This window comes from Pseudomonas sp. TWI923 (genome assembly GCF_039673365.1).
In the GTDB taxonomy this organism is placed as follows: Bacteria; Pseudomonadota; Gammaproteobacteria; order Pseudomonadales; family Pseudomonadaceae; genus Aquipseudomonas; species Aquipseudomonas sichuanensis.
In genome coordinates, this window is sequence record NZ_JBDJLM010000080.1 from 1 (window position 1) to 22,903 (window position 22,903).

The following is a 22,903-nucleotide window of genomic DNA, read 5'->3' on the forward strand; positions in this document are numbered from 1 at the left end:
TTTGTTTCTTAAACCCCCTACCCCATTGTTTTGGTGCATCGGTTGGTGGTTTTTTATCCCCCCGCCAAGGGGCCGACACCGAACGCAAAGGTTTGCGAATACCCCGGCCCGACACTCAAGTATTCCCCCGCGACGCCGATCCATTGGCACCAGCGTCCCGGAAGAGGGCGCGATTCCCCGTCGATAGGAAGCGGGTGGTCAGCGTGATCAGGATGATCCCGGCCTCTTGCCAGGAGCTCTCCCATGTCTCAACCGCGTGCCCGTATCGCCTCGCAGCTCGGTATCGCCCTCGCCATCGTGCTGGCGCTGGTGATCACCGGCAGTACCCTGTTCGCCCTGCGCTCGCTGGACGACGCCAACCTCACCACCCGCCAGGCCCACCTGGGCAGCGAAGCGCGGCTGCTGGCCGACCAGCTGGACACCTTCCACGGTTCGCTCAGGGACAACACCCAGCGCCTCAGCGGGCTGTTCGAGCGCCGCTTCGCCACCGGCCTGGCCCTGCATGCGGGCGAGACGGTCAGCGTGGCCGGGGTCGCCACCCCGGCGCTGTACCTGGGCGAACACCTGCTGAACAACGATTTCCGCCAGGTCGACGAGTTCCAGCAGATGACCGCCGGGGTCGCCACCCTGTTCGTGCGCAGCGGCGACGACTTCGTGCGCATCAGCACCTCGCTGACCAAACAGGACGGTAGCCGCGCCATCGGCACCCAGCTCGATCGCCAGCACCCGGCCTACGCCAAGCTGATGGCCGGGCAGACCTACGTCGGCCGCGCCGTGCTGTTCGAGCGCAACTACATGACCCGCTACGTGCCGGTCAGTGACGGCAGCGGCCGGGTGATCGCGGTGCTGTTCGTCGGCTTCGACTACACAGACGCGCAAAACGCCCAGTTCGCCAACCTCAAGCGCTTCCGTATCGGCCAGACCGGCTCGCTGGCGCTGCTCGACGAGCAGGGCAAGTGGCTGGTGCCGCCGGCCGAGGTGCGTGACGGCGAGGCCGCGGCCCAAGCCATCAAAGGCCTCAAGGCCGGCGAGGGGCGCTTCTGGGAGAGCGCTGGCGTGCCGCAGTTCAGTGTCGCCATGCCGTTCGCCGAGGGCCCATGGACCGTGGTGGCGAGCATGCCGCAGGCAGAAATCCGTGAGGTGACCTGGAGTGTCGGCCTGCGCCTGGCCATCGGCAGCCTGCTGGCCATGCTGCTGGCCGTGGTCGCCACACTCTGGCTGCTGCGCCGCAAGCTGCGCCCGCTGGGCGACCTGGTGCGCCAGGCCGAGGCGCTGGGGGCCGGCAACCTCGATGCCCGCCTGAGCGTCACCAGCCATGACGAGATCGGCCAGCTGGCGCGCGGGTTCAACCAGATGGCCGATGCCCTGGCGACCATGGTCGAGCATATCCGCGAGGCCTCGGAGCAAGTCAGCGGCCGCGCCCGTTCGCTGTCGGGCCTGTCATCCGGTGCCTGCGAGGGCATGGAGCAGCAGTCCGGCGAGATCACCAGCATGGCCGGCGCGGTGGAAGAGTTCAGCGCCACCTCGATGAACATCGCCGACAACATGGCCGGCACCGAACGCATGGCCCGCGACAACGCCCAGCAGACCCGCATCGGCCGCAATGCCATGGATGAAGCCTCGGCCTCGCTCAAGCAGATTGCCCAGGCGTTGGGCGGTACCGCGACGGTGATGGACACCCTGGGTGCCCGTTCGCAGGAGATCGGCGGTATCGTCGGGGTGATTACCGCGATTGCCGAACAGACCAACCTGCTGGCGCTCAACGCCGCCATCGAGGCGGCCCGTGCCGGCGAGCAGGGCCGTGGCTTTGCCGTGGTGGCCGACGAGGTACGTGGCCTGGCCGCGCGCACCCGCCAGGCCACCGATGAGATCTCCGGGATGATCGCCAGCATCCAGCAGCAGACCGGCCATGCCATCAGCACCCTGGAGCAGGGCAACCAGCTGATGCAGGAAGGTCTGGCGCGCAACGACAAGGTGGCCGAGGCCCTGGCGCGCATCGACGAGCAGAGCCGCACGGCGGGTGAGCAGTTCGCGGTGATCAGCACGGCGACCCAGGAGCAGAGCAGCACCGCGACGGTGCTTAGCCGGAATCTGCAGAGCATTGCCCAGGCCAACAGTGAGCAGCGTGATGTGGCCAATGAACTGGCCATGACGGCGCGTGAACTGGAGGGGCTGGCGGGGCAGTTGCGCCAGGAAGTGGATCGGTTCCGAGTCAGGTAACAGCGGTTGTCTGTACCGGCCCCTTCGCGGGTAAACCCGCTCCCACAGGGACTCTGCAAGCACGGCAACCTGTGGGAGCGGGTTTACCCGCGAAGGGCCGCAAGGCGGCCCCGGGATCTCGAACCCTACATCGCTCCCAGATCCAACGCCTGCGCACACGCCTGCAACGACCGTCGTTCGCTCTGCGCATACAACCCCAGCTCATCCTGCACGGCCAGCCCCAGCGCCGCCTCGAATGCCTCGCGGTTGGCATTGCTGCCGTACTCGGCCTGGCCCTCGTCGCCCAGGTTGGACTGGAAGATCCCTGCCGCACTCACCGGCAGGAAATCCTCGTACACCAGCGCCTCGTAATGCACGTGGCCAGCGTCGATCAGCCCTTGCAGGGTGGTCGGGCGATCCGCCTGGCCGCGCGCGGCCAAGCCCTGTTCGGTAGCGAAGTAGCGGAAGTACGCCAGCCCCTGTTCGCGCATCTGCGCCAGGTCATCGGGGAACTCGGCGAACTGCGCCTCCAGCAGCGCCTTGTAGCGTTCGGCATTGGCCTCGGCCGGCACGCCGCCCAGGGCGGCGCGGGTGGCGTCGAGCAGGCGGTCGTACAGCTGGCGGCCCTTGGGCGTCAGCGCCGCGCCGCGCTGTTCGATCTCGCCGAAGCGCGCCGTGTGGCTGCCCTGGGCATCGCTGAAGGCGACCTTTTCCTGCAATGCCTTGAAGCTGGTCTGGCGCAGCAGGATCGGGTGGCGACGGGTGGGCGGGCCTTCGACCACGGCTTTGGGCGGGATGCCTTTGGCCGGCATGCCGACCTGGATCGCGTCGATGTCCAGGGTGCGTGGGGTCAGGTGGTTGATGTGCGGGCCCTTGAACGCCACCACGTCGGCGATCAGACGGTGCTGATCGTGCAACTGCTGGTACTGCTCGGCGGTGACCGTGGCGTCCTGGTGCCAGCGGAAGGTGTGCAGGGCTTCGTTGACGAAGTGCTCGGCGTCGCTCGCGTTCAGGCCTCCGTCGCGTTCGCACTGGGCAATCAGCTCCAGCGTTCGCGGGGTGAAGATCTGCCGTTGCTTGAGGATGCCCTGGGCCAGTTCGCGCAATTGCGGGTTGTCGATCAGCTCCAGGCGCAGCAGCGAGGTGAATACGCGGAACGGGCTGACGTGCAGCGACTGTTCGTGCACCGCGCGAAAGGCGGTGGAATGCACCGGCACACCGGCCGAACTGAGGTCGTAGTAGCCGACCGGGTGCATGCCCATCACCGCGAACAGCCGGGCGATGGTGGCGAGTTCTTCGGCGGTGCCGACGCGGATGGCGCCGTGGCGCTCCTGGTCGAGGCGCTCGATCTCGCCGGTCCAGCGCAGGGCCTCGGCCACCTTGGGCTGCTCGGCCATGACTTGCTGGTTGATCTCGCTCACCAGCTCAAGCAGCGTGCCGTACAGGGGCACTTCCTGTTTGTACATGAGCGACATGGCGGCAGAGAACTGCGCGCGGATGCTGTCGGGGCTGACGAAATCGTGGGCGGGCATCGCAAGCTTCCTGGTTGGGTTCGGACGCTTACATGAAAGCTGGGAATGGAGTTGCCATACAAGCGAAAAAAAGTGGGTGTTTCATTCCATTTTTGATCGACCTTGAGGGCCCTTTCGCGGGTAAACCCGCTCCCACAGATATTCCACTGGCCTTGAGCCTTGCGTGACCCCTGTGGGAGCGGGTTTACCCGCGAAGAGGACTTCAAGCCATAAGTTGCTCGCGAACCCATTCGACCAACGCCCGCACCTTCGGCACCTCCGCCGCATGCTCGGCATACGCCAGGTAATGCGCGCCACTGCTCTTCATCGCATGGTCCCAGGCCATCACCAGGCTGCCCTCGGCCAGCTCCCTGGCCACCAGATAGCGCGGCACCAGCGCCACCCCACAGCCCGACTGTGCTGCGCTCAACGCCATATAGAACGTATCGAAACGCGGCCCGTGGTAGCTGTTGTCGGTGTGCAGCCCCTGCTCCAGGAACCACTCATGCCACGCCTCCGGGCGTGAGGCGCTTTGCAGCAGCACCAGCTCTGCCAGCGCACCGGCGTCTGCCAGCGTGCGCCCCTGCAGCAATTCAGGCGCGCACACCGGCACCACCTCCTCGCCGAACAGCTCCACGCAGGTCGCCCCCGGCCAGGTGCCCTGGCCGTAGAAGAACACCACGTCCGCCGACCCTTGCAGCAGGGCGAACGGCTCCATCTCGTTGCGGATGTCCAGGTGGATGTTGGGGTGGCGCTTGCCGAAGCCTTTCAGGTGCGGGATCAGCCAGCGCACGCCAAAACTCGGTTGAGTGGCTACCTTGAGTACTTCGGTCTGCGTGCCGTAGGTCTGCACGTAGCGGCTGGACATGTCGACCTGGGTGAGGATCTTGTTGACCTCGGCCAGGTACAACGAGCCTGCGGGGGTCAGCTGCAGGCGCCGGCGGATGCGCAGGAACAGGTGGTGGCGCAGCATCTCCTCCAGTTGCGCGACCTGCTTGCTGACCGCGCTCTGGGTCAGGTGCAGCTCTTCGGCGGCACGGGTGAAGCTCAGGTGGCGCGCCGCAGCCTCGAAGCACTGCAGGGCGGTCATGGACGGTACCAGGCGTTTGGACATAGCGGTCTCTGCGTCTCGAATCATTACCTGCCGGAATGATATGCGGAATAAAGGTCGTTTGTTGCACTTGTGTAATCGGATTAATACTGACCCACGTCATTTTCCAACCCTTCACCCGATGTAGGAGAAGCACAATGGTTGCTGGATTGCTCGAGCGCCTTGGCGTTGCCGCCACGGCTTACACCCAGGGCGACTACCCTGTTCACACCCCGATCGACGGCAGCCAGATCGCCTCGGTGAAACTGCTCGGCAAGGCCGACACCATCGCCCGCATCGACCAGGCCCAGCAGGCCTTCGAAGCCTGGCGCAGCGTGCCGGCCCCGCGCCGTGGCGAGCTGGTGCGCCTGTTCGGTGAAGTGCTGCGCGAACACAAGGCCGACCTCGGCGAGCTGGTCTCGATCGAAGCCGGCAAGATCACCCAGGAAGGCCTGGGCGAAGTGCAGGAAATGATCGACATCTGCGACTTCGCCGTCGGCCTGTCGCGCCAGCTGTACGGCCTGACCATCGCCTCCGAGCGCCCGGGCCACCACATGCGTGAATCCTGGCACCCGCTGGGCGTGGTCGGCGTGATCAGCGCCTTCAACTTCCCGGTCGCCGTGTGGGCGTGGAACACCGCGCTGGCCCTGGTGGCCGGTAACTCGGTGGTGTGGAAGCCGTCCGAGAAGACCCCGCTCACCGCCCTGGCCTGCCAGGCACTGTTCGAAAAAGCCCTGAAAGCCTTCGGCGATGCGCCAGCCGGCCTGAGCCAGCTGGTGATCGGCGGCCGCGAAGCCGGTGAAGCCCTGGTCGACGACCCGCGCGTGCCGCTGGTCAGCGCCACCGGCAGCACCCGCATGGGCCGTGAAGTGGGCCCACGGGTGGCGGCGCGCTTCGGCCGCAGCATCCTCGAACTGGGTGGCAACAACGCCATGATCCTCGCCCCGAGCGCAGACCTGGACCTGGCCGTGCGCGGCATCCTGTTCTCCGCCGTCGGCACCGCCGGCCAGCGCTGCACCACCCTGCGCCGCCTGATCGTGCACCGTTCGATCAAGGATGAAGTGGTTGCCCGGGTCAAGGCCGCCTACGCCAAGGTGCGCATCGGCGACCCACGCAAGGACAACCTGGTCGGCCCGCTGATCGACAAGCTGTCGTTCGACGCCATGCAAGGCGCGCTGGCCAAGGCCCGCGACGAAGGCGGCCAGGTATTCGGTGGCGAGCGTCAGCTGGCCGAGCAGTACCCGAACGCCTACTACGTGACCCCGGCCATCGCCGAGATGCCGGCCCAGAGCGACGTGGTGCGCCACGAGACCTTCGCGCCGATCCTCTACGTGCTGGCCTACGACGACTTCGAAGAGGCCCTGCGCCTGAACAACGAAGTGCCACAGGGTCTGTCGTCGTGCATCTTCACCACTGATATTCGTGAGGCCGAGCGCTTCCAGAGTGCTTCGGGCAGCGATTGCGGCATCGCCAACGTCAACATCGGCACCAGCGGCGCCGAGATCGGCGGGGCGTTCGGTGGCGAGAAAGAGACCGGCGGTGGCCGTGAGTCCGGCTCCGATGCCTGGAAAGGCTACATGCGTCGCCAGACCAACACCGTGAACTACTCGCGCGAGCTGCCGCTGGCGCAAGGGATCGTGTTCGACTGATGCTGTATGGCCGGGGGCGTCGCCCCCGGATCGCCGGGCCCACCCCGCCCCCCCCGGCCACAGACAGAAACTGGGGGGGCCGCAGGGGGGCGGAAGGGGGCCCCACAGGGACCGCGTCGATTCCTGTGGGAGCCGGCTTGCCGGCGATAGGGCCGCAACAAGAATAAAATTTTGCTGGAGCCGGGCCATGTCCGAACTGCGTCAAGAATGTCTGTGGGAACACGTCACCCAGCCGACCGTCGCCGCCCAGGCCCTGGCCGGCGAGCACAAGGCCGATGTCTGCGTGATTGGCGGCGGCATCACCGGGCTGTCCGCGGCGATCCATCTGCTGGAGCAGGGCAAGTCGGTGATCCTGCTGGAGGCCTGGAAGATCGGCCACGGTGGTTCCGGGCGCAACGTCGGCCTGGTCAACGCCGGCACCTGGATCCGCCCCGATGATGTCGAGGCCACCCTCGGCCACAAGCAAGGCAGCCGCCTGAACAAGGTGCTGGGCGAGGCGCCGGGCGAGGTGTTCGCCATGATCGAGCGTCTAGGCATCGACTGCCAGGCGCAGCACAAAGGCACCCTGCACATGGCGCACAACGCCACCGGCATCGCCGACCTCGAAGCCCGCCACCAGCAATGGTCGCGCCGTGGCGCCGATGTCGAGCTGCTTACCGGCGCGCAATGCCAGGAATATTGCGGTACCGACAAGATTTCCGCCGCGCTGCTCGACCGCCGCGCCGGCACCATCAACCCCATGGGCTACACCCAGGGCCTGGCGGGCGCCGTGGCCCGCCTGGGCGGCAAGCTGTTCCAGCAATCCGCTGTCGAGGGCCTGGAGCGCGACGGCGCTGCCTGGCGGGTGAAGACCGCGCGCGGCGCGGTGCGCGCCGACAAAGTGGTGATCTCCACCGGCGCCTACACCGAAGGCGACTGGAGCAACCTGCAGAAGCAGTTCTTCCGTGGCTACTACTACCAGGTGGCCTCCAAGCCCTTGCAGGGCGCGGCCGCCGACAAGGTCCTGCCCCATGGCCAGGGCTCGTGGGACACCCGCACCGTGCTCAGCAGCATCCGCCGCGACGACCAGGGCCGCCTGCTGCTTGGCAGCCTGGGCCGGGTCGACAACAAGCCTGCGTGGTTCGTGCGCAGTTGGGCCGACCGCATCCAGAGCCACTACTACCCGGAGCTGGGCAAGGTCGAGTGGGAAATGCACTGGACCGGCTGCATCGACTTCACCCCCGACCACCTGATGCGCCTGTTCGAGCCGGCGCCGGGGCTGGTGGCGGTGACTGGCTACAACGGCCGTGGCAACACCACCGGCACGGTGATTGGCCGGGCGTTCGCCGAGTTCCTGCTCAAGGACGATCCGGACAGCCTGCCGATCCCGTTCTCGCCGATGAAAGGGGTGAGCGCGCCATCGCTGCGCACGGCGTTCTATGAGTCGGGGTTCTCGCTGTATCACGCCGGGCAATGCCTGCGCGTGGTGCTGTAAGCCGCCGGCAGGGTTGCCCAACGACAAAAAGCCGCGCCCCCGGGGGACGCGGCGTTTTGTCGTTGGGCGGGGTCAGCTGAGCAGGTTTTTCACATTGCTCATCGCCTCATCGGCAAAGCCCTGCAGGAACGCCTGGAAGCCTGGCAGCGCCTCGGGACCGCCTTGCTGGGGTTCGGCCTGGATGGTCCAGGTGGCGCGGCTGTGGCCGGCATCGAGCGCCTCCACGGCCATCGCCGCCCACAGGTTGCCAATGTTCAGGCTGGTATAGATCAGGCTCCAGGTCATGTGCATGGCCTGCTCATCACGGGCGTTGAGCTGTTCGATCACCACGTTGCCGTCCTTGAACAGCTTCTTGCGCACCGAACGCACGCCGCTGCCGGTCATGTCGATGTGCGCCAGTGCCGGGATGAACACCGGGAAGCCGGCGAAGTTGCCGACGATGTTCCAGACGCTGGCGGCGGGCGCGGCGATGTCCACGCTGGACACCACGCGGCAGCCTTCGGGGTTGCGGATCAGGGTATCGGGCTTGAGTGCTTGCATGTCGTGTTGCTCCGGTTGTGGATAAAGGTCAGATGAAGCCGATGTCGGCCAGGTAGCGGCAGCCCCGGCGCAGCAGCGCCGGGCTCTTGCTCGGGTAATGGCTGCCCATGCGCTGCACGCCGGCGCTGGCGTTGTCGTGGGCAATGCCGCCGATGTCGCCGATGTCTTCGCCGAAGCCGTCCAGGTAGAAACCGAGGACGTCATACAGCGCGTTGTCGCGGTCGATCCGGCGCAGGCGCTGTTGCCAGTGCTCGACGCTGACCAGCTCGAAGGCATGGCCCTGCTCGCGGAACGACGCCAGGTAATCGCTCCAGCGCAGCGGCTCGGGGTTGTGCAGGTTGAACACGCATTCGCCGGGCTGGTGGCGGCTGCTGTGGAAGGCGATGAAACGGGCGAGGAAGTCCACCGGCATCAGGTCGAAATCGATCTCCAGGCGCGGCACCTGGCCCAGCTGCAGCGAGCCCTTGAGCATCAGCATCAGGCGGTTGCTGTGGGGCTGGCAGACGCCGGTGCGGCTGTCGAAGGTTATGTTGCCGGGGCGGAACAGGTTGACCCACACCCCTTGCGCGCGGGCGCGCTGCAGGATGCGCTCGCCGACCCATTTGCTCAGGTTGTAGCCGTTGCGGATGTACAGCGGCGGCGTCGCCGCAGGCTCGGCCTCCAGCACCTGGCCGGTGTTGTCCACGGCGCTGCAGGCGGACAGGGTCGAGACGAAGTTGAAGATTTTCTTGCGCCGGCCCTCGCACAACTGCAGGCACTCGAACAGCGGCTCGATGTTGTCGGCGGCCAGCGCCTGGTAGTCGAGCACATGGTTGACCTGCGCTGCGTTGTGCAGCAGCGCGCCGTAGTGTTGGTCCAGGTAGTCGTAGTCGGCCTGGGCCAGCCCCAGGCGCGGCTGGCGCAGGTCGGCTTCGAACACCCGCACGCGGGCCATGTCCAGCTCCAGCTGGTTGTCGCGCAGCGCCTGGGCGAAGCGTTCGCTGGCCGTGCGGCCGCTGGCGCTGCGCACCAGGCAGGCCACTTCGCTGGCGCCCCAGTCCAGCAGCGCCTCGACCAAGTGCACGCCGACGAAGCTGTTGGCGCCGGTGACGATCACCTTGTGCACATCGCCCAGTCGTTCCACCGGCAGCACCTGCAGGCCCAGTTCGCGTTGCGCGTCCTGTTCAGGGCGGGCCAGAGCGTCCTGCTGCACGGCCTCGACACCGTCGAGCAGCGCGCCCAGGCGTTGCACGGTCGGTTGCTCGATGAAGCGGTTGATCGCCACCCCCTGGCCGAAGCGTTCACGCACTTCCAGCAGCAGGCGCGACAGCAGGATCGAGTGGCCCCCCAGGTTGAAGAAGCTGTCGTCGATGGCGATATCGGCCTCGGGCAGTTCCAGCAATTCGCTCCACACCTCGCGCAACTGATGCTCGGTGGCGGTCTGCGGTTGCAGGTGCTGCTGCGCCGGCAAGGCCAGTGGCCGCAGCAGCAGCGCCTGGCGGTCGACCTTGCCATTGGCGGTGTAGGGCATCTGCTCCAGCACCTGGTAGAACATCGGGCGCATGTAGTCGGGCAGGCTGCTTTCGGCGTGCTCGCGCAGCCGCGCCAGGGCCTCGGCGTTTTGCGGGTGGGCGAGGAAGGCCAGCACCCGTCGCTGGGGGTCGATTACCACCGCCACCTGGGCGAACAGGCGGGCGTCGCGCAGGCAGTGCTCGATCTCCTCGGGCTCCACGCGAAAGCCGCGGATCTTCACCTGGTTGTCGCGTCGCCCGCACAGCTCGATGCCCTGGGCGGTCCATTTGCCGATATCGCCGGTCCGGTACGCGCTGAGCGAGCGGCCATCGGGCAGGCCCAGCTCGACAAAGCGCTCGGCCGTCAGCAGCGGATTGTTCAGGTAACCCAAGCCAACGCCGGGCCCGGCGATGTACAGCTCGCCGGGGGTCTGCTCCAGCACCGGGCGCAGGGCTTCATCGAGGATCAGCACCTGGGTGTTGGCGATCGGCAGCCCGAGGTTGCGGTTGCTGTCATCCGCCGCCATCACCCGGGTGGTGGCCAGCACCGTGGTTTCCGTCGGGCCGTAGATGTTGTGCAGCCGGCATTGCCCGGCCAGCCGTGCGATCACCTCAGGTTCGCAGACATCGCCCCCGGTGATCAGGTGCTGCAGGCCCAGGTGTTCGTCGCGCGGCAGGATGCTCAACAGGGCCGGCGGCAGGAACGCATGGGTGATTTCCTGGCTGTGGATAAGTGCCAGCAGTTGCCGCGGGTCGCGGCGCTGGTCTTCGCCAGGCAGCACCAGTTCGGCACCGCAGGCGAAGGTCGGCAGGATGTCCAGCAGGGAGGCGTCGAAGCCGATGGTGGAAAACTGCAGTACCCGGCTGTGCCGATCCAGCGCCACGTGCTCGCGGTACCAGGCCATGAAATGCATCAGGTTGCCCTGGCTGAGCAGCACGCCCTTCGGCTGGCCGGTGGTGCCCGAGGTGTAGATCGCCACGCAGGGTTGCCCGACGTGCGCTTCGCGCAGTACCAGGCTCGGCAGCTCAGGGCCCTCCAAAGGCGTTATGTCACGGACGTCCAGGTGGGTAATTGCGGCAGGCGGCTGGCCGTCATGCAGCAGCACGCAGGCGCCGGCATCGTCGAGGATGCGTTGGCGCCGCGCCGCTGGCGTGGCCGGGTCCAGCGGCAGGTAGATGGCGGCGCAACCCAACACCGCCAGCAGGCTGGCGTAGAGCTCGGGCGACTTGCCCATGCAGACCGCCACCACCGGCGGGGACGCGTGGGCGCCGGCCAGCAGCGGTAGCAGGGCTTGCTGGATGGCGGCTGTGCGGGCATGCAGCTGGCGATAGCTATGGCGCTGGCCAGCGTCATGCAATGCCGGGGATGCGGCGTGCCGGCGCAGGCTCCGCTCCAGCTGCCCGACCAGGCTGCCCTGGGCCTGCTCCAGCAGGTCGGCACGCAGCGCACGGTTGAACGGATGCCGGTAGGCCAGCGCCTCCAGCCAGCCCAGGCCATGCTCGTGTTCCCAGGCGCCGGGGCTGACCGCCGGCGCCTCCTGCAGGTGCTGCGGGTTGCGGGCAAAGCGGGTGACGTGCAGGGCCAGTTGATCGCACAAGGCCTGCAAGCTGTCTTGGTACAGTTGCTGGCCATTGCCCGATTCCGGCGCTGGCACCGGCAGCCGCTCGATCAGGCGCTGGGCGCTGGCACTGCCGCACCAGCACAGGGTTTCCAGGTGCGGCAAGGTTTCGCCCAAGCGGGCGCCCAGGCGCAGCCTGAGCAATGGCGTGCTGCCCAGTGCCTGCCAGTCGCTGCTGGCCAGGGCCAGGCTGCCGTCCTCCACCACCAGCCCGGTGGCGGGCGACAGTTGCTGGCGCAGGGCCTGCGCGCTGTCCGCGGTGGTGGTGCCATGGCCATGTTCGTCGAGCAGGCGGGCAAAGGCGCCGATGGCGGGGCTGGTGCCCACCAGGAGTATGTCGAGGCGTCTCATGATCGGTTCCTCAGGGCAGGTAGTCACGCAGCGCGTCCTGCACGCAGGCCGATTCGAGCATCGAGCTGCTGCGCAGGAAACGCAGGATGTTGCCCAGCAGCGGGTGCTGGTGGTTGATCGGGTAGGCCAGGCCCCGAGCCTCCTCGCGCAGGGCCTCGCGCACCGCCTCGTCCACCGGCAGCGCGGCGATCAGGGCGAAGTCGAAGGCCTGCTGGATGTCGTTGGTCAGGTACTGGCCGAGGAACACTGGCAGTACCTTGGCGATCGCTTGGCGTTCGGCCTCTGGCGCGGCCTGCCAGTAGATCCGCGTGAGGCGGGCCCAGAAGCTCGAATGGCGTCCTTCGTCGAGCAGGTGGTCGGCCATCAGCCCCTTGACCGACGGCTTGACCGAATCATCCCGGGCGAACGCCGCGACATCGTCGGTCAGGGTGTTCTCGGCGATGCCCACGCACACCAGCTCCAACGCGTCGCGCAGCGCTTCGGGCACCTGCTCCAGCGCAGCCGGGATCGCCCGGCTGAGTTCGATCTCCTGGGGCAGGGCGATCGGCGCGATGCCGGTCAGGGCGATGGTCTGCTGCAGGAAGTCCATGGCCACCAGGGCGTGGTAGTCCTCGTCGACCACCACGGTCATCGCGTCGTAGCGGCAGGCGAACGGGAAGCGCACGGCAAAGCGATCCTTGGCGATGCGTCGGGCGGTCCGGTCGACGATCTCGGTCTCGAAGATCACCACGTCGTTGATGAACTTGTAGAGGCTCTGCACCAGCACGAAGTCGCGCAGCTGCGGGCATTCGCGCTGGAAGGTGGCACCCAGCACCAGCGGTTGGCGGCTCAGGGGGTAGATCAGGCGCTGGTCGTCCTCCACCCGGCGCCGGGGGCGGGTGCGGATGGTTGCGCGTGCCTCCCAGGCGTCGGCGAAGGAGCGGTAGTCCACGGCGTTCATGGGCTGACCTCGGCGACCGGCGCATGCAGCGCGGCACGCAGGCGATCCCACAGGGCCATGCGGCTGTCCACGGCGGCGATGGCGGCAGCATGCACCTCCTCCTGGCGCACCGGGTCATGCTCGACCAGGCGGGCCAGCAGCTGCTCCGCGGCGGGGCCGTGGTCCTCGGAGTCGACTTCGATATGGCGCTGCAGGTAGTAACGGAAGGTCGGGGCCTGTTCGCTGCCGATGCCCCACTCGTCGAGGATCTGCTGGAACATGGTTGGGATGACGCTTTCCCGGCCATGCAGGAAGGCCGCGGCCACGCGGTGGGCAGGCGCATGCAGGGCCACTTCGAGGGTATCGCGCACGAAGCGCTGCGCGGCGTCGCTGGCTTCGCAACGCACCAGGGCGCTGAGCGCATCGACGCCTTGTTGCTGCAGGCTGATGAAGCGCTCGATGGCCTGGGTGTTGGCGCCGACTTCGCGCATGGCGTCCAGGTACAGCTCGAAATGGCTGTAATGGCCGTGGTCGAGGCGGTCGTCCGACTCCTCGCCGAGCACGATCTCGTTGATCAGCCGCGCGGCGGCCGGGTCGGCAGGGGGGAGCCAGGGCAGGCTGACGCAGGTCAGTTCCTGCTGTAGGCGCTTGGTCAGCGACATGAAGTCCCATACCGCGAATACATGGGTTTCCATGAACCGTCGCAAGGTTGCCAGCGAGTCGATTTCAGAAAACAGCGGGTGCTGGGAAAGTGCATGTTTTTTATGGTCGAGTGTGCGCTTCAATGTGCTCATGGAGGCTCCATTGGTTGTTGGTTTAAGTGTGGCAAGTTGTCGGCGCTTACCGTATTCAGGACGAATGAATGCCCCGAATAAAGTTTCGCTGCAGATCAATAAGCCTAAGCCGCATGGAATGTTGCGGGCTGCTGTTCACGGTGCCGGCCGCGCTGCTGCACGGGGCGAGACAGAACTTAAAACAATGACAAAGTTTGCTGCAATTGTTTTTTTAATTATTTTAAAGTTTAAGTTTTTGCAAGTTGAGCGGGCGCGTTAAAACTTATTGGAAAGTTTTAATTGGGCAATAAGTGCTCCTTCCGATAATTAAGTATCAGAAAAACAAACAAGGAGTGAATGCTTCACTCGGAGCACTGATTAACGGGGGTCAAGACGTTGAACTGTTAAGGGGCGGCTGATCGTGCTGCGGTCCTGGCCCCGGTGGCAGGCTCCTTCTGCGGGTGGAAGTGGCTGCAGGCGGCCAGGTCCGCTTGAAAAATCAGCGGCCGCTGCAGTGTGTAGAGTGTGCTCAAAAGGCTGGCACCGCCATGGTCTGCGATGGACCGGGCGGCTCAGGTGCCGTGATCACGGGCGTGAAAAGCAGGTGGGGTCAGGCGAAACAGAGAAGCCCAAGGTGCGCATTGAGGATGCTGAGCAGGCGTTGGTCGCCTGGCTGGCTGTGGGCCGGCAGCTCGACAAGCTCGAGCTCCCGGCGGGCAAGGCGCTGCCAACCAAGCATGGCGGCCAGCGTGTCGGGGGGATAGAACGCGGTCACCGGCACCTGGAGGTGCTCGGTTAGGCCACCCTCGGCGGCTTCAGGGCTGTCACAGCTGGAAACAAACAAACGACGGGTTTGCCCCGGGTTGCTGCGCTGTGCCAGGTAGGTCAGGGCCAGCGCCAGGTGTGCGGCTTCATCCTGGGCAAAAATGGCGTGGGGGTGAGCCAGGAAGGGTTGCAGGCGGCTGGCCAGGGTGCGGGCCAGCGAAGGGAGGGACTGTGGGGCGGCGAGTTCATCAGCGGGCACGGTGGCGCTGATGTCGACGGCGACCAGTTCGATGGGGTCGCTCAAGGCACGGGACCAGGTGCGGTACTGGATAAGCTGCTGGCGATCGCTGGCCAGGCAGATCAGGCGAATGCTGGGCAGTTGCGCAGGAGTCCCTGCCTGTGGAGTGTGCTCGTGCACGGGCGTTCCTCTTGCCGGACACCTGCCGCTGGATCAGCCGGCAGTTTGCCTGTCGAGGTATTTCCTGATGGTCCGGGCGGCATTGTTCAGGTGCGCTTCCAGCAGCCTGACGGCTTCGTCCACCAGTTTGTCGCTGGCGGCATCGGTCAGGGCGATGTGGTCGTCCTGGGTGAGCTTGCCGAGCCCCATGGACGACAGGTGGAAGCGCAGGAAGCGTTCTTCTTCATTGAGCTCGATTTCAATCAGGCGCAGCAGCTTCTGGTTCCCCGCCTTGCTGTAGAGCGTCATGTGGAACAGCCGGTTGAGGCGGCCGATCTCGGCGTGGCGGGTTTCGTTTTCCAGCTGTTGGATGTAACTGCGGGCCAGGGCAATGTCATCGGCGTCGAGCAGCGGGATAGACTGGCGCAGGGCCTCGGTCTCGAGGATGACGCGCAGGGCATAGGTGTCCACGGCGTCCTCGCCGATCAGCGGTGCGACCACCGCGCCCTTGTGCATCACCACCTGCAGCAGCGACTGCGCTTCGAGCTGGCGCAAGGCTTCGCGTACCGGCATTCGGCTGACGCCGAACAACGAGGCCAGTTCCTGTTGGCGCAAGGCGGTGCCTGGGGGCAGGCGGCCATCGAGGATGGCGCTGCGCAGGCGTTCTTCGATCACACTGCGGGCCAGGTGCGCAGGGACTTGCTCGCTGCCCAGCACGGTGCTCAGGAGTTTGGGTTTCTCAGCCACGCGGGTTTTGCCTCGGCAACATGAAAATTGGATCCAATAACCCTAGTGAGGGAACGGGGGTCTTGTCAAACCGCTTGCTTGGCGAGGCCTGCAGCCGGTGAAGAAACGCGGCTATCGTGAAGCAAGTCGCAGGCCTTGGGAAGTCGGCGAAAAGACCGCAGCCCGTACGAAGCCTGTTTGCCGACGGCTGGCAAACGGGCCACAACCTGCCATTGTCTTTTGCCATACCTGCCCGCACCATCGCGGCTTCCAACTGATTCTGAACGGGTGTTCGCAGTGGCGATACCTTGGGCCATTACAAGGACTGTACGCCGAATCGGTGCTGCCGCACTGCTGGGCTGCCTGTTGCTGGGCGCTACGCAGGCGGACTGGGACTTCGCGCAGATCAGCAGCCGTGCCCAGGCCCTCTACGGGCCCCTTGGCGCCGGCAAGGGGCGCATCGACGCCTGGCAGCGCCTGCTGGCGAGCCACCAGCAGGGCAGCGAGTTGAGCCAGCTACAAGCGGTCAACCTGTTCTTCAACACGCAGCTGCGCTATGTCGAGGACATCGACCTGTGGCGCGAAATCGACTATTGGGCCACGCCGGTCCAGTCGCTGATCAAGGGGGCCGGCGATTGCGAGGACTACGCCATCGCCAAGTACTTCAGCCTGCGGCGCCTGGGCATTCCCGCCGACAAACTGCGCATCACTTACGTCAAGGCCCTGCGGCAGAACCGGGCACACATGGTCCTGACCTATTATTCAAGCCCACAGGCCCAGCCACTGGTGCTCGACAGCCTGATGGACGCGATCAAGCCGGCCAGCCAGCGTACTGACCTGTTGCCGGTGTACGCTTTCAACGGCGAGGGCTTGTGGCTGACGGGGGCGGGCGGCAACAAGAAGGTCGGCGATACCAAGCGCCTGTCGCGCTGGCAGGGGTTGCTGAAGAAAATGCAGGCCGAGGGCTTCCCGGCCGAGCCGGTCTACTGAAGGAGCACAGATGTCACTGTTCAAACAATTGCTGCTTGCCATTTGCCTGCTCCTGGTGGTCGCCTTCAGCGGCAGTTTCATGGTCAGCCTGGAGAGTTCGCGCAGCCAGTACATCAACCAGTTGCGTGCCCATGCCCAGGATGCCGCGACCGCCTTGGCGCTGGCGCTGACGCCGAACATCGACGACCCGGCCATGGTCGAGCTGATGGTCAGCTCGATTTTCGACAGCGGTTATTACGCCAGCATCAAGGTCATCGAGCAGGGCACCAACGCTGTGCTGGTCGAGCGCCACGCCGTACCCGACAGCGCAGGTGTACCGGCCTGGTTCATCCGGCTGGCCAACCTGGAACCGGCCGGTGGCGATGCGATCGTCAGCCGTGGCTGGCAGCAGGCGGCGCGGGTCGAGGTGATCAGCCATCCGATGTTCGCCCTGGCCAAGCTCTGGCAGAGCGCCCTGGGCAGCCTGGGCTGGCTGTTGCTGTGCGGCGTGCTGAGTGCGGTGCTTGGCGCGCTGCTGCTGCGCCGCCAACTGCGGCCGCTGGATTACATGGTGGCGCAGTCCCACGCCATTGCCCGGCGCGAATTCCTCAGCCTGCCAGAACTGCCGCGCACGCCTGAGCTGCGCCGGGTGGTGCAGGCGATGAACCAGATGGTGGAAAAGCTCGAAGCTTTGTTCCGCGAGCAGGCCGAGCGCAGCGAGCAGTTGCGCAATGAGGCCTACCAGGACAGCCTCACGGGCCTGGCCAACCGCCAATACTTCGAGATGCAGCTCAGTGCCCAGGTCAGCAACCTGGAGGAGGCCCGCGCCGGTTACCTGCTGCTGTTGCGCGTGCAGGATCTCACCGGCCTCAACGCGCGCCTGGGTGGCCAGCGCAGCGACCAGTTGCTGCAGGCGGTGGGCGAGCAGCTGCGTCGGGCCTGCGCCCGCTACCCGCAAACCCATGACCTGATCGCCCGCAGCCGCGGGGGCGAGTTCGCCGTGCTGGCGCCGGGCCTGGTGCATGACGAGGCGATCGAGCTGGCCCAGGCCCTGGAAGCCAGCCTGCAAAGCCTGCACGAGACCGGTGCCAGCGATGTTGCCCCGGTGGCCTGTATCGGCCTGGTCAGCTATGCCCCGGGTGATGAGCCACAGGCCCTGCTCACCCAGGCCGATGAGGCCCTTGCCCGGGCCGAGAGCCAAGCCACGCCGAGCTGGATATGCCTGGAACAGGGGCCGGCAGCCCAGGCCGTCGGCAGCCAGCAAGCCTGGCACAGCCGCCTCGACCAGGCCCTGAGCAAAGGGCAGTTCGAGCTGTTCTTCCAGCCGGTGGTGGACTGCCAGGCACCGCAACGCATCCTGCATTTCAAAGTGACCTCACGGCTGCAGGACGGCCAGGGCGAGCCGTTGGCCGCCGGGTGCTTCCTGCCCTGGCTGGAGCGCTTCGGTTGGATGGCGCGGCTCGATGCTTTGATGCTGGAGCGGGTACTGAAGCATCTGCCACGGCACCACGCGGCGCTGGCGCTGAACCTGTCAGCCGCGACCCTGGCCGATGCCCAGGCCTTGCAGCGCGTCTACGCGTTGTTAGCCCAGCACCGCGCGCTGGGGCCGCGGCTGACCTTCGAAATTGGCGAAGAGCAGTTGCCCGAACAGGCCGTACTGGAGCAGTTCACCCGGCGCCTGCACGGCCTGGGTTTCAGCCTGGCCCTGCAACGTTTTGGCGGGCGCTTCAGCATGATCGGCAACCTGGCCCACCTGGGCCTGGCGTATCTCAAGGTCGACGGTGGTTACATCCGCAACATCGACCACGAGCAGCACAAGCGCCTGTTCATCGAGGCCATCCAGCGGGCGGCGCACAGCATCGACCTGCCACTGATCGCCGAACGGGTGGAAACCCAGGGGGAGTTGAAGGTGCTGTGCGAGATGGGCGTGCAGGGCATTCAGGGGCAGCGGGTGGGGCGGCCGGCGCCCTGGCGTTGAGCCCAGCGCCGGGCAGGGCGCTGGCAACCCTCAGATCAGCCCGCCATGCTCATCCTCTTCGATCAGGTTGTTCAGGCCACCCAGGGCCTTGCGCGCGCTGGAGCGGCTCAACAGCTTGGCCTGGGCGCCTGGGGGCAGGTCGGTGATGCTGAACACGCCCTTGGCGGTCAGCACCTCGATCAGATCCTCCAGTACCCGGATCATGTCCAGGTCGCTCTGCTTGAGCTGCTGCAGGCTGTTCTCGACGGCGTCCTCGGCGAGCCATGCCTGGACTTCCGCCTGGTCGGCGGAGAGCATTTCCGTGTAGCCGTGATAGGGGGCTGCTTCTACCCGCAGCAACTGGCCGTCGGCGTCGCGTTGCACGTAGAACATGGCGTCGTCCCTCGTCATCAAGATTCCTTTGGGTAGCCAGCAGCATAGGCAAAGTTCGCCGGGCGTGTCGGCCCGCAGCCGCTGCACAGCCTCATATGCATATGCATTAAAGGTATTTAAATTATTTTTCTTATGACTTTATAGTCACTGCCACTGCGTACCTGCCGACCAATCGGCGCGCCGCACGACTCGAACCCACACGGGCAATCCCCGTGCGTTTCTGATCGTTGCGCGCCTTGGAAGTCGCGCACTTGCGTGGGAGTGAACAATGTCAGCCGCCTCGAACGCCTTGTCGACCATCGACAGCGCCTTGCCGCAAACCTTCGAAATCCGCCCGTTCACAGGTGCCGTCGGCGCCGAGATCGTCGGCCTCGACCTGACCCGACCGGTCAACGCCGAGGATTTCAAGCGAATCCATCGCGCCCACCTGGACCACCACGTACTGGTGTTCCGCGACCAGCGCATCACCCCCGAGCAACAGATCGCCTTCAGCCGCCGCTTCGGCGAACTGCAGATCCACGTGCTCAAACAGTTCCTGCTGGCCGGCCACCCCGAAATCCTGATCGTGTCCAACATCATCGAGGACGGTGTCAACATCGGCCTGGGCGATGCCGGCAAGTTCTGGCATTCGGACCTGTCGTACAAGGAACTGCCGAGCCTGGGTTCGATGTTGCATGCCCAGGAGCTGCCCAGCGAGGGCGGCGACACCCTGTTCGCCGACATGCACAAGGCCTGGGACGCCGTGCCCGATGCTCTGCGCAAGGTCATCAAGGGCCGTGACGCCGCCCACTCCTACACCGCGCGTTATGCCGAGACCAAGTTCGAAGGCAACTGGCGCCCGACCTTGAGCGCCGAGCAGTTGGCCCAGGTGCAGGAAGTCATCCACCCGGTGGTGCGCACCCACCCGGAGAACGGGCGCCAGGCGCTGTTCGTCAGCGAAGGCTTCACCACCCGCATCGTCGGCCTGCCCGATGACGAAAGCCGCGACGTGCTGCAACAGCTGTATGCCCTGAGCGTGCTCGAACAGAACATCTACCGCCATCAGTGGCAGCCCCATGACCTGGTGTTCTGGGACAACCGCTCGCTGATCCACCTGGCCACCGGCTGCCCCGCGCACCTGCGGCGCAAGCTGTACCGCACCACCATCCAGGGCGATGCCCCGTACTGACGACTGAGGAAATTCATCATGCGCAAATCCATCAGCCGCCTGGCGGCAAGCATCGGCCTGGGCGCCAGCTTGGGTTTAGGCAGCCTCGCGGCGCCGACCGTGGCCCACGCCGAGGGCAAGATCCGCATCGCCGAGCAGTTCGGCATCGTCTACCTGCTGCTCAACGTGGTGCGTGACCAGCACCTGATCGAGAAGCACGGCAAGGAGCAGGGCATCGACATCGCCGTCGATTGGGCCCAGCTCTCGGGCGGCGCGGCGATCAACGACGCATTGCTGTCCGGCTCGGTGGATATCGCCGGCGCCGGCGTCGGCCCGCTGCTCACCGTGTGGGACCGCACCAAGGGCCGGCAGAACGTCAAGGCCGTGGCCTCGCTGGGCAACTTCCCGTACTACCTGGTCAGCAGCAACCCCAACGTGAAGACCATCGCCGACATCGGCGACAAGGACCGCATCGCCGTACCGGCGGTGGGCGTCTCGGTGCAGTCGCGCTTCCTGCAGTACGCCGCAGCGCAGCAGTGGGGCGACAAGGAGTACAACCGCCTCGACAAGTACACCCTGGCCGTGCCGCACCCGGATGCCACCGCCGCATTGCTGGCCGGCGGCACCGAGCTCAACGGGCACTTCTCCAACCCGCCGTTCCAGGACCAGGTGCTGGCCAACAAGAACGTCCACGTGGTGCTCAACAGCTACGACCTGCTCGGCCCCAACTCGCCGACCCTGCTGTTCGCCACCGAGAAATTCCGCAAGGACAACCCCAAGACCTACAAGGCCTTCGTCGATGCCCTGGCCGAAGCCGCCGACTTTGCCCAGAAGGACAAGGCAGCCGCCGCCGACACTTACATCCGCGTGACCAAGGCCAAGATCGACCGCGACGCGCTGATCAAGCTGATCGACAACCCGCAGTACGAATTCACCGTGACCCCGAAGAACACCTACAAGCTGGCCGACTTCCTCTACCGCGTCGGTGCGATCAAGAACAAGCCGGCGTCGTGGAAGGACTACTTCTTCCAGGATGAACGCCCGTTGCAGGGGAGCTGACCGACCATGACCGCCCCATTGCCAGGCCACACGGCCAGCAACCTGAGCCGTGTCGCCACCCCACCGCTGCTGGCGGTGGACAACCTGAGCCTCGAATACCGCACCGCGCAGCGCGTGGTGCGGGCCACCCACCAGGTCAGTTTCGAAGTCGACCGCGCCGACCGCTTTGTGCTGCTCGGCCCCTCCGGCTGCGGCAAGTCCACCTTGCTCAAGGCCGTGGCCGGGTTCATCGAGCCCCGTGAAGGGCAGATTCTTTTGCAAGGCCAGCCGGTACGCGGCCCTGGGCCGGACCGTATCGTGGTGTTCCAGGAGTTCGACCAGTTGCCGCCGTGGAAGACGGTGAAGCAGAACGTGATGTTCCCGCTGCTGGTGTCCGGCCAGCTCAAGCGCGCCGAGGCAGAGGAGCGCGCCTTGCACTATCTGGAAAAGGTCGGCCTGGCGGCGTTCGCCGATGCTTATCCACACACCCTGTCCGGCGGCATGAAGGCCCGAGTGGCGATTGCCCGGGCGCTGGCGACCCAGCCGAAGATCCTGCTGATGGACGAGCCCTTTGCCGCGCTCGATGCCCTGACCCGACGCAAGATGCAGGAAGAGTTGCTGCTGCTGTGGGAGGAGGTGCGCTTCACCTTGCTGTTCGTCACCCACTCCATCGAAGAAGCGCTGGTGGTGGGCAACCGCATCCTGCTGCTGTCGCCGCACCCGGGCCGGGTGCGGGCCGAAGTGCACAGCCACCAGTACGATCTCGGCAGCCTGGGCGGCAGCGACTTCCAGGCCAGTGCCCGGCGCATCCACCGCTTGCTGTTCGACGAAGACGAGGCGCTGGCACAGGCCAGCGACCTTGGCTTCAACGACATACGCATCGCCTACTGACAGGAGCCTTGGCATGACGACGACAGCTGTTCGCCAGGAATACGAAGTGCAGTTGCAGCCCCTGCCCGGGGTGCCGCTGGAACGTGATCTGCCGCTGGCCCAGCGCCTGTGGCAGCAAGGCTGGCTGCGCAAGGCGATGATCCTGGTGTTGCTGGCCGGGGTGTGGGAGCTGGTGGCGCGCTTCACCGACAACGACCTGCTGCTGCCGAGCTTTGTGCAGACGGCCGCGGCGTTGGGGGAGGGGCTGCTCAGCGGCGAGATATTCGCCAAGGTCGGCGTGTCGCTGGTGGTGCTGCTCAAGGGCTACGTACTGGGGATCGTGCTGGCCTTCGGCCTGACCAGCCTGGCGGTGTCGACCCAACTGGGGCGCGACTTGCTGGGCACCCTGACCTCGATGTTCAACCCGCTGCCGGCCATAGCCCTGCTGCCGCTGGCGCTGCTGTGGTTCGGGCTGGGCGACAACAGCCTGATCTTCGTGCTGGTGCATTCGGTGCTGTGGGCGCTGGCACTGAACACTTACGCGGGCTTTCTCGGCGTGTCCGAAACCCTGCGCATGGCTGGGCGCAATTACGGCCTGCGCGGCTTGCGCCTGGTGCTGCATATCCTGGTGCCGGCGGCGCTGCCGTCGATCCTGTCGGGGCTGAAGATCGGCTGGGCCTTCGCCTGGCGCACCTTGATCGCCGCCGAGCTGGTGTTTGGCGCCAGCAGCGGCAAGGGCGGGCTGGGCTGGTACATCTTCCAGAACCGCAACGAGCTGTATACCGACAAGGTGTTCGCCGGGTTGGCGGTGGTGATCCTGATCGGGTTGCTGGTGGAAGGGCTGGTGTTCAATACCCTGGAGCGGCTGACCGTGCGGCGTTGGGGCATGCAGCGGTAGTCGTCCTGGGCCGGCCCTATCGCGAGGCCAGCCCCCGCCGGCGCCTAAAGGGGGGGCGGGCGTGCCCCCCGCTAGGGGCGGGGCAGGCCCCAACACCGGGTACAGCGCCCCCCCCAATGCCCGGGTCC

19 protein-coding genes are annotated in these 22,903 nt (G+C 66.1%); 10 read left to right on the forward strand and 9 right to left on the reverse strand.

Annotation, left to right across the window (positions count from 1 at the left end):
- Positions 1-243 precede the first annotated feature (243 nt).
- Positions 244-2,220 carry a methyl-accepting chemotaxis protein gene (locus ABE459_RS22095; RefSeq protein ID WP_323830830.1) on the forward strand — a complete coding sequence of 659 codons (1,977 nt, stop codon included), beginning with the start codon at positions 244-246 and terminating at the stop codon, positions 2,218-2,220.
- Positions 2,221-2,345: 125 nt separating this feature from the next.
- Here ABE459_RS22095 and ABE459_RS22100 read toward each other — a convergent pair whose 3' ends face one another.
- Positions 2,346-3,731 (reverse strand): VOC family protein, encoded by a 1,386-nt coding sequence (locus tag ABE459_RS22100; protein WP_323830831.1) that lies wholly within the window; start codon positions 3,729-3,731, stop codon positions 2,346-2,348.
- A 202-nt stretch (positions 3,732-3,933) separates the two neighbouring features.
- The gene (locus ABE459_RS22105) at positions 3,934-4,824 is read right to left on the reverse strand and encodes a LysR family transcriptional regulator (RefSeq protein ID WP_323830832.1); all 891 of its coding nucleotides are present in this window, start codon (positions 4,822-4,824) and stop codon (positions 3,934-3,936) included.
- A gap of 134 nt (positions 4,825-4,958) precedes the next feature.
- Between ABE459_RS22105 and ABE459_RS22110 the strand changes: the two genes are divergently transcribed.
- Together ABE459_RS22110 and ABE459_RS22115 are read left to right on the forward strand one after the other, a co-directional pair.
- Entirely contained in the window at positions 4,959-6,449 is a 1,491-nt protein-coding gene (locus tag ABE459_RS22110; RefSeq protein ID WP_110992028.1) for an aldehyde dehydrogenase family protein, read from the forward strand.
- Positions 6,450-6,636: 187 nt separating this feature from the next.
- Positions 6,637-7,923 (forward strand): FAD-binding oxidoreductase, encoded by a 1,287-nt coding sequence (locus tag ABE459_RS22115; RefSeq protein WP_125466037.1) that lies wholly within the window; start codon positions 6,637-6,639, stop codon positions 7,921-7,923.
- A 72-nt stretch (positions 7,924-7,995) separates the two neighbouring features.
- Here the strand turns inward: ABE459_RS22115 and ABE459_RS22120 are convergent, their stop codons facing one another.
- Genes ABE459_RS22120 through ABE459_RS22135 form a run of 4 tightly spaced genes read right to left on the reverse strand, consistent with a single transcriptional unit; the run spans position 7,996 to position 13,636 of the window.
- Positions 7,996-8,463 (reverse strand): SRPBCC family protein, encoded by a 468-nt coding sequence (locus ABE459_RS22120; protein WP_125861081.1) that lies wholly within the window; start codon positions 8,461-8,463, stop codon positions 7,996-7,998.
- A gap of 28 nt (positions 8,464-8,491) precedes the next feature.
- Complete coding sequence (locus ABE459_RS22125) at positions 8,492-11,923, reverse strand: amino acid adenylation domain-containing protein (RefSeq protein WP_323830833.1); 3,432 nt, start codon at positions 11,921-11,923, stop codon at positions 8,492-8,494.
- A 10-nt stretch (positions 11,924-11,933) separates the two neighbouring features.
- Complete coding sequence (locus ABE459_RS22130; protein WP_258705359.1) at positions 11,934-12,863, reverse strand: diiron oxygenase; 930 nt, start codon at positions 12,861-12,863, stop codon at positions 11,934-11,936.
- Positions 12,860-13,636 (reverse strand): DUF3050 domain-containing protein, encoded by a 777-nt coding sequence (locus ABE459_RS22135; RefSeq protein WP_258705358.1) that lies wholly within the window; start codon positions 13,634-13,636, stop codon positions 12,860-12,862. The genes ABE459_RS22130 and ABE459_RS22135 overlap by 4 nt, the downstream gene beginning before the upstream one ends.
- On the opposite strand from ABE459_RS22135, the gene ABE459_RS22140 reads away from it, so the two are divergent.
- Positions 13,536-13,895: a hypothetical protein gene (locus tag ABE459_RS22140; protein ID WP_323830843.1), complete on the forward strand. Its 360-nt coding sequence runs from the start codon at positions 13,536-13,538 to the stop codon at positions 13,893-13,895. The two genes, ABE459_RS22135 and ABE459_RS22140, sit on opposite strands and share 101 nt — an antisense overlap.
- Positions 13,896-14,225: 330 nt before the next feature.
- Here the strand turns inward: ABE459_RS22140 and ABE459_RS22145 are convergent, their stop codons facing one another.
- Positions 14,226-14,798 carry a hypothetical protein gene (locus ABE459_RS22145; protein ID WP_125466031.1) on the reverse strand — a complete coding sequence of 191 codons (573 nt, stop codon included), beginning with the start codon at positions 14,796-14,798 and terminating at the stop codon, positions 14,226-14,228.
- Positions 14,799-14,831: 33 nt separating this feature from the next.
- Entirely contained in the window at positions 14,832-15,524 is a 693-nt protein-coding gene (locus tag ABE459_RS22150; protein ID WP_323830834.1) for a GntR family transcriptional regulator, read from the reverse strand.
- Positions 15,525-15,800: 276 nt separating this feature from the next.
- Between ABE459_RS22150 and lapG the strand changes: the two genes are divergently transcribed.
- On the forward strand, positions 15,801-16,493 hold the full coding sequence (gene lapG, locus ABE459_RS22155; protein ID WP_125466029.1) for a cysteine protease LapG: 693 nt from the start codon (positions 15,801-15,803) through the stop codon (positions 16,491-16,493).
- Between the two features lie 10 nt (positions 16,494-16,503).
- On the forward strand, positions 16,504-18,450 hold the full coding sequence (gene lapD, locus ABE459_RS22160; RefSeq protein ID WP_322359648.1) for a cyclic di-GMP receptor LapD: 1,947 nt from the start codon (positions 16,504-16,506) through the stop codon (positions 18,448-18,450).
- A gap of 30 nt (positions 18,451-18,480) precedes the next feature.
- Here lapD and ABE459_RS22165 read toward each other — a convergent pair whose 3' ends face one another.
- Positions 18,481-18,822, reverse strand: coding sequence for a tryptophan synthase subunit beta (locus ABE459_RS22165; protein ID WP_110992037.1), 342 nt, complete (start codon positions 18,820-18,822; stop codon positions 18,481-18,483).
- Between the two features lie 268 nt (positions 18,823-19,090).
- On the opposite strand from ABE459_RS22165, the gene ABE459_RS22170 reads away from it, so the two are divergent.
- The 4 genes from ABE459_RS22170 to ABE459_RS22185 are packed head-to-tail and all read left to right on the forward strand — an operon-like array spanning position 19,091 to position 22,775.
- Positions 19,091-19,990 (forward strand): TauD/TfdA family dioxygenase, encoded by a 900-nt coding sequence (locus ABE459_RS22170; RefSeq protein WP_323830836.1) that lies wholly within the window; start codon positions 19,091-19,093, stop codon positions 19,988-19,990.
- A gap of 18 nt (positions 19,991-20,008) precedes the next feature.
- Positions 20,009-21,028, forward strand: a complete 1,020-nt coding sequence (locus ABE459_RS22175) for an ABC transporter substrate-binding protein (protein WP_323830837.1) — start codon at positions 20,009-20,011, stop codon at positions 21,026-21,028.
- Positions 21,029-21,034: 6 nt separating this feature from the next.
- Positions 21,035-21,898, forward strand: coding sequence for an ABC transporter ATP-binding protein (locus ABE459_RS22180; protein WP_323830838.1), 864 nt, complete (start codon positions 21,035-21,037; stop codon positions 21,896-21,898).
- 13 nt (positions 21,899-21,911) lie between these two features.
- On the forward strand, positions 21,912-22,775 hold the full coding sequence (locus tag ABE459_RS22185; protein ID WP_323830839.1) for an ABC transporter permease: 864 nt from the start codon (positions 21,912-21,914) through the stop codon (positions 22,773-22,775).
- Positions 22,776-22,903: the final 128 nt, after the last annotated feature.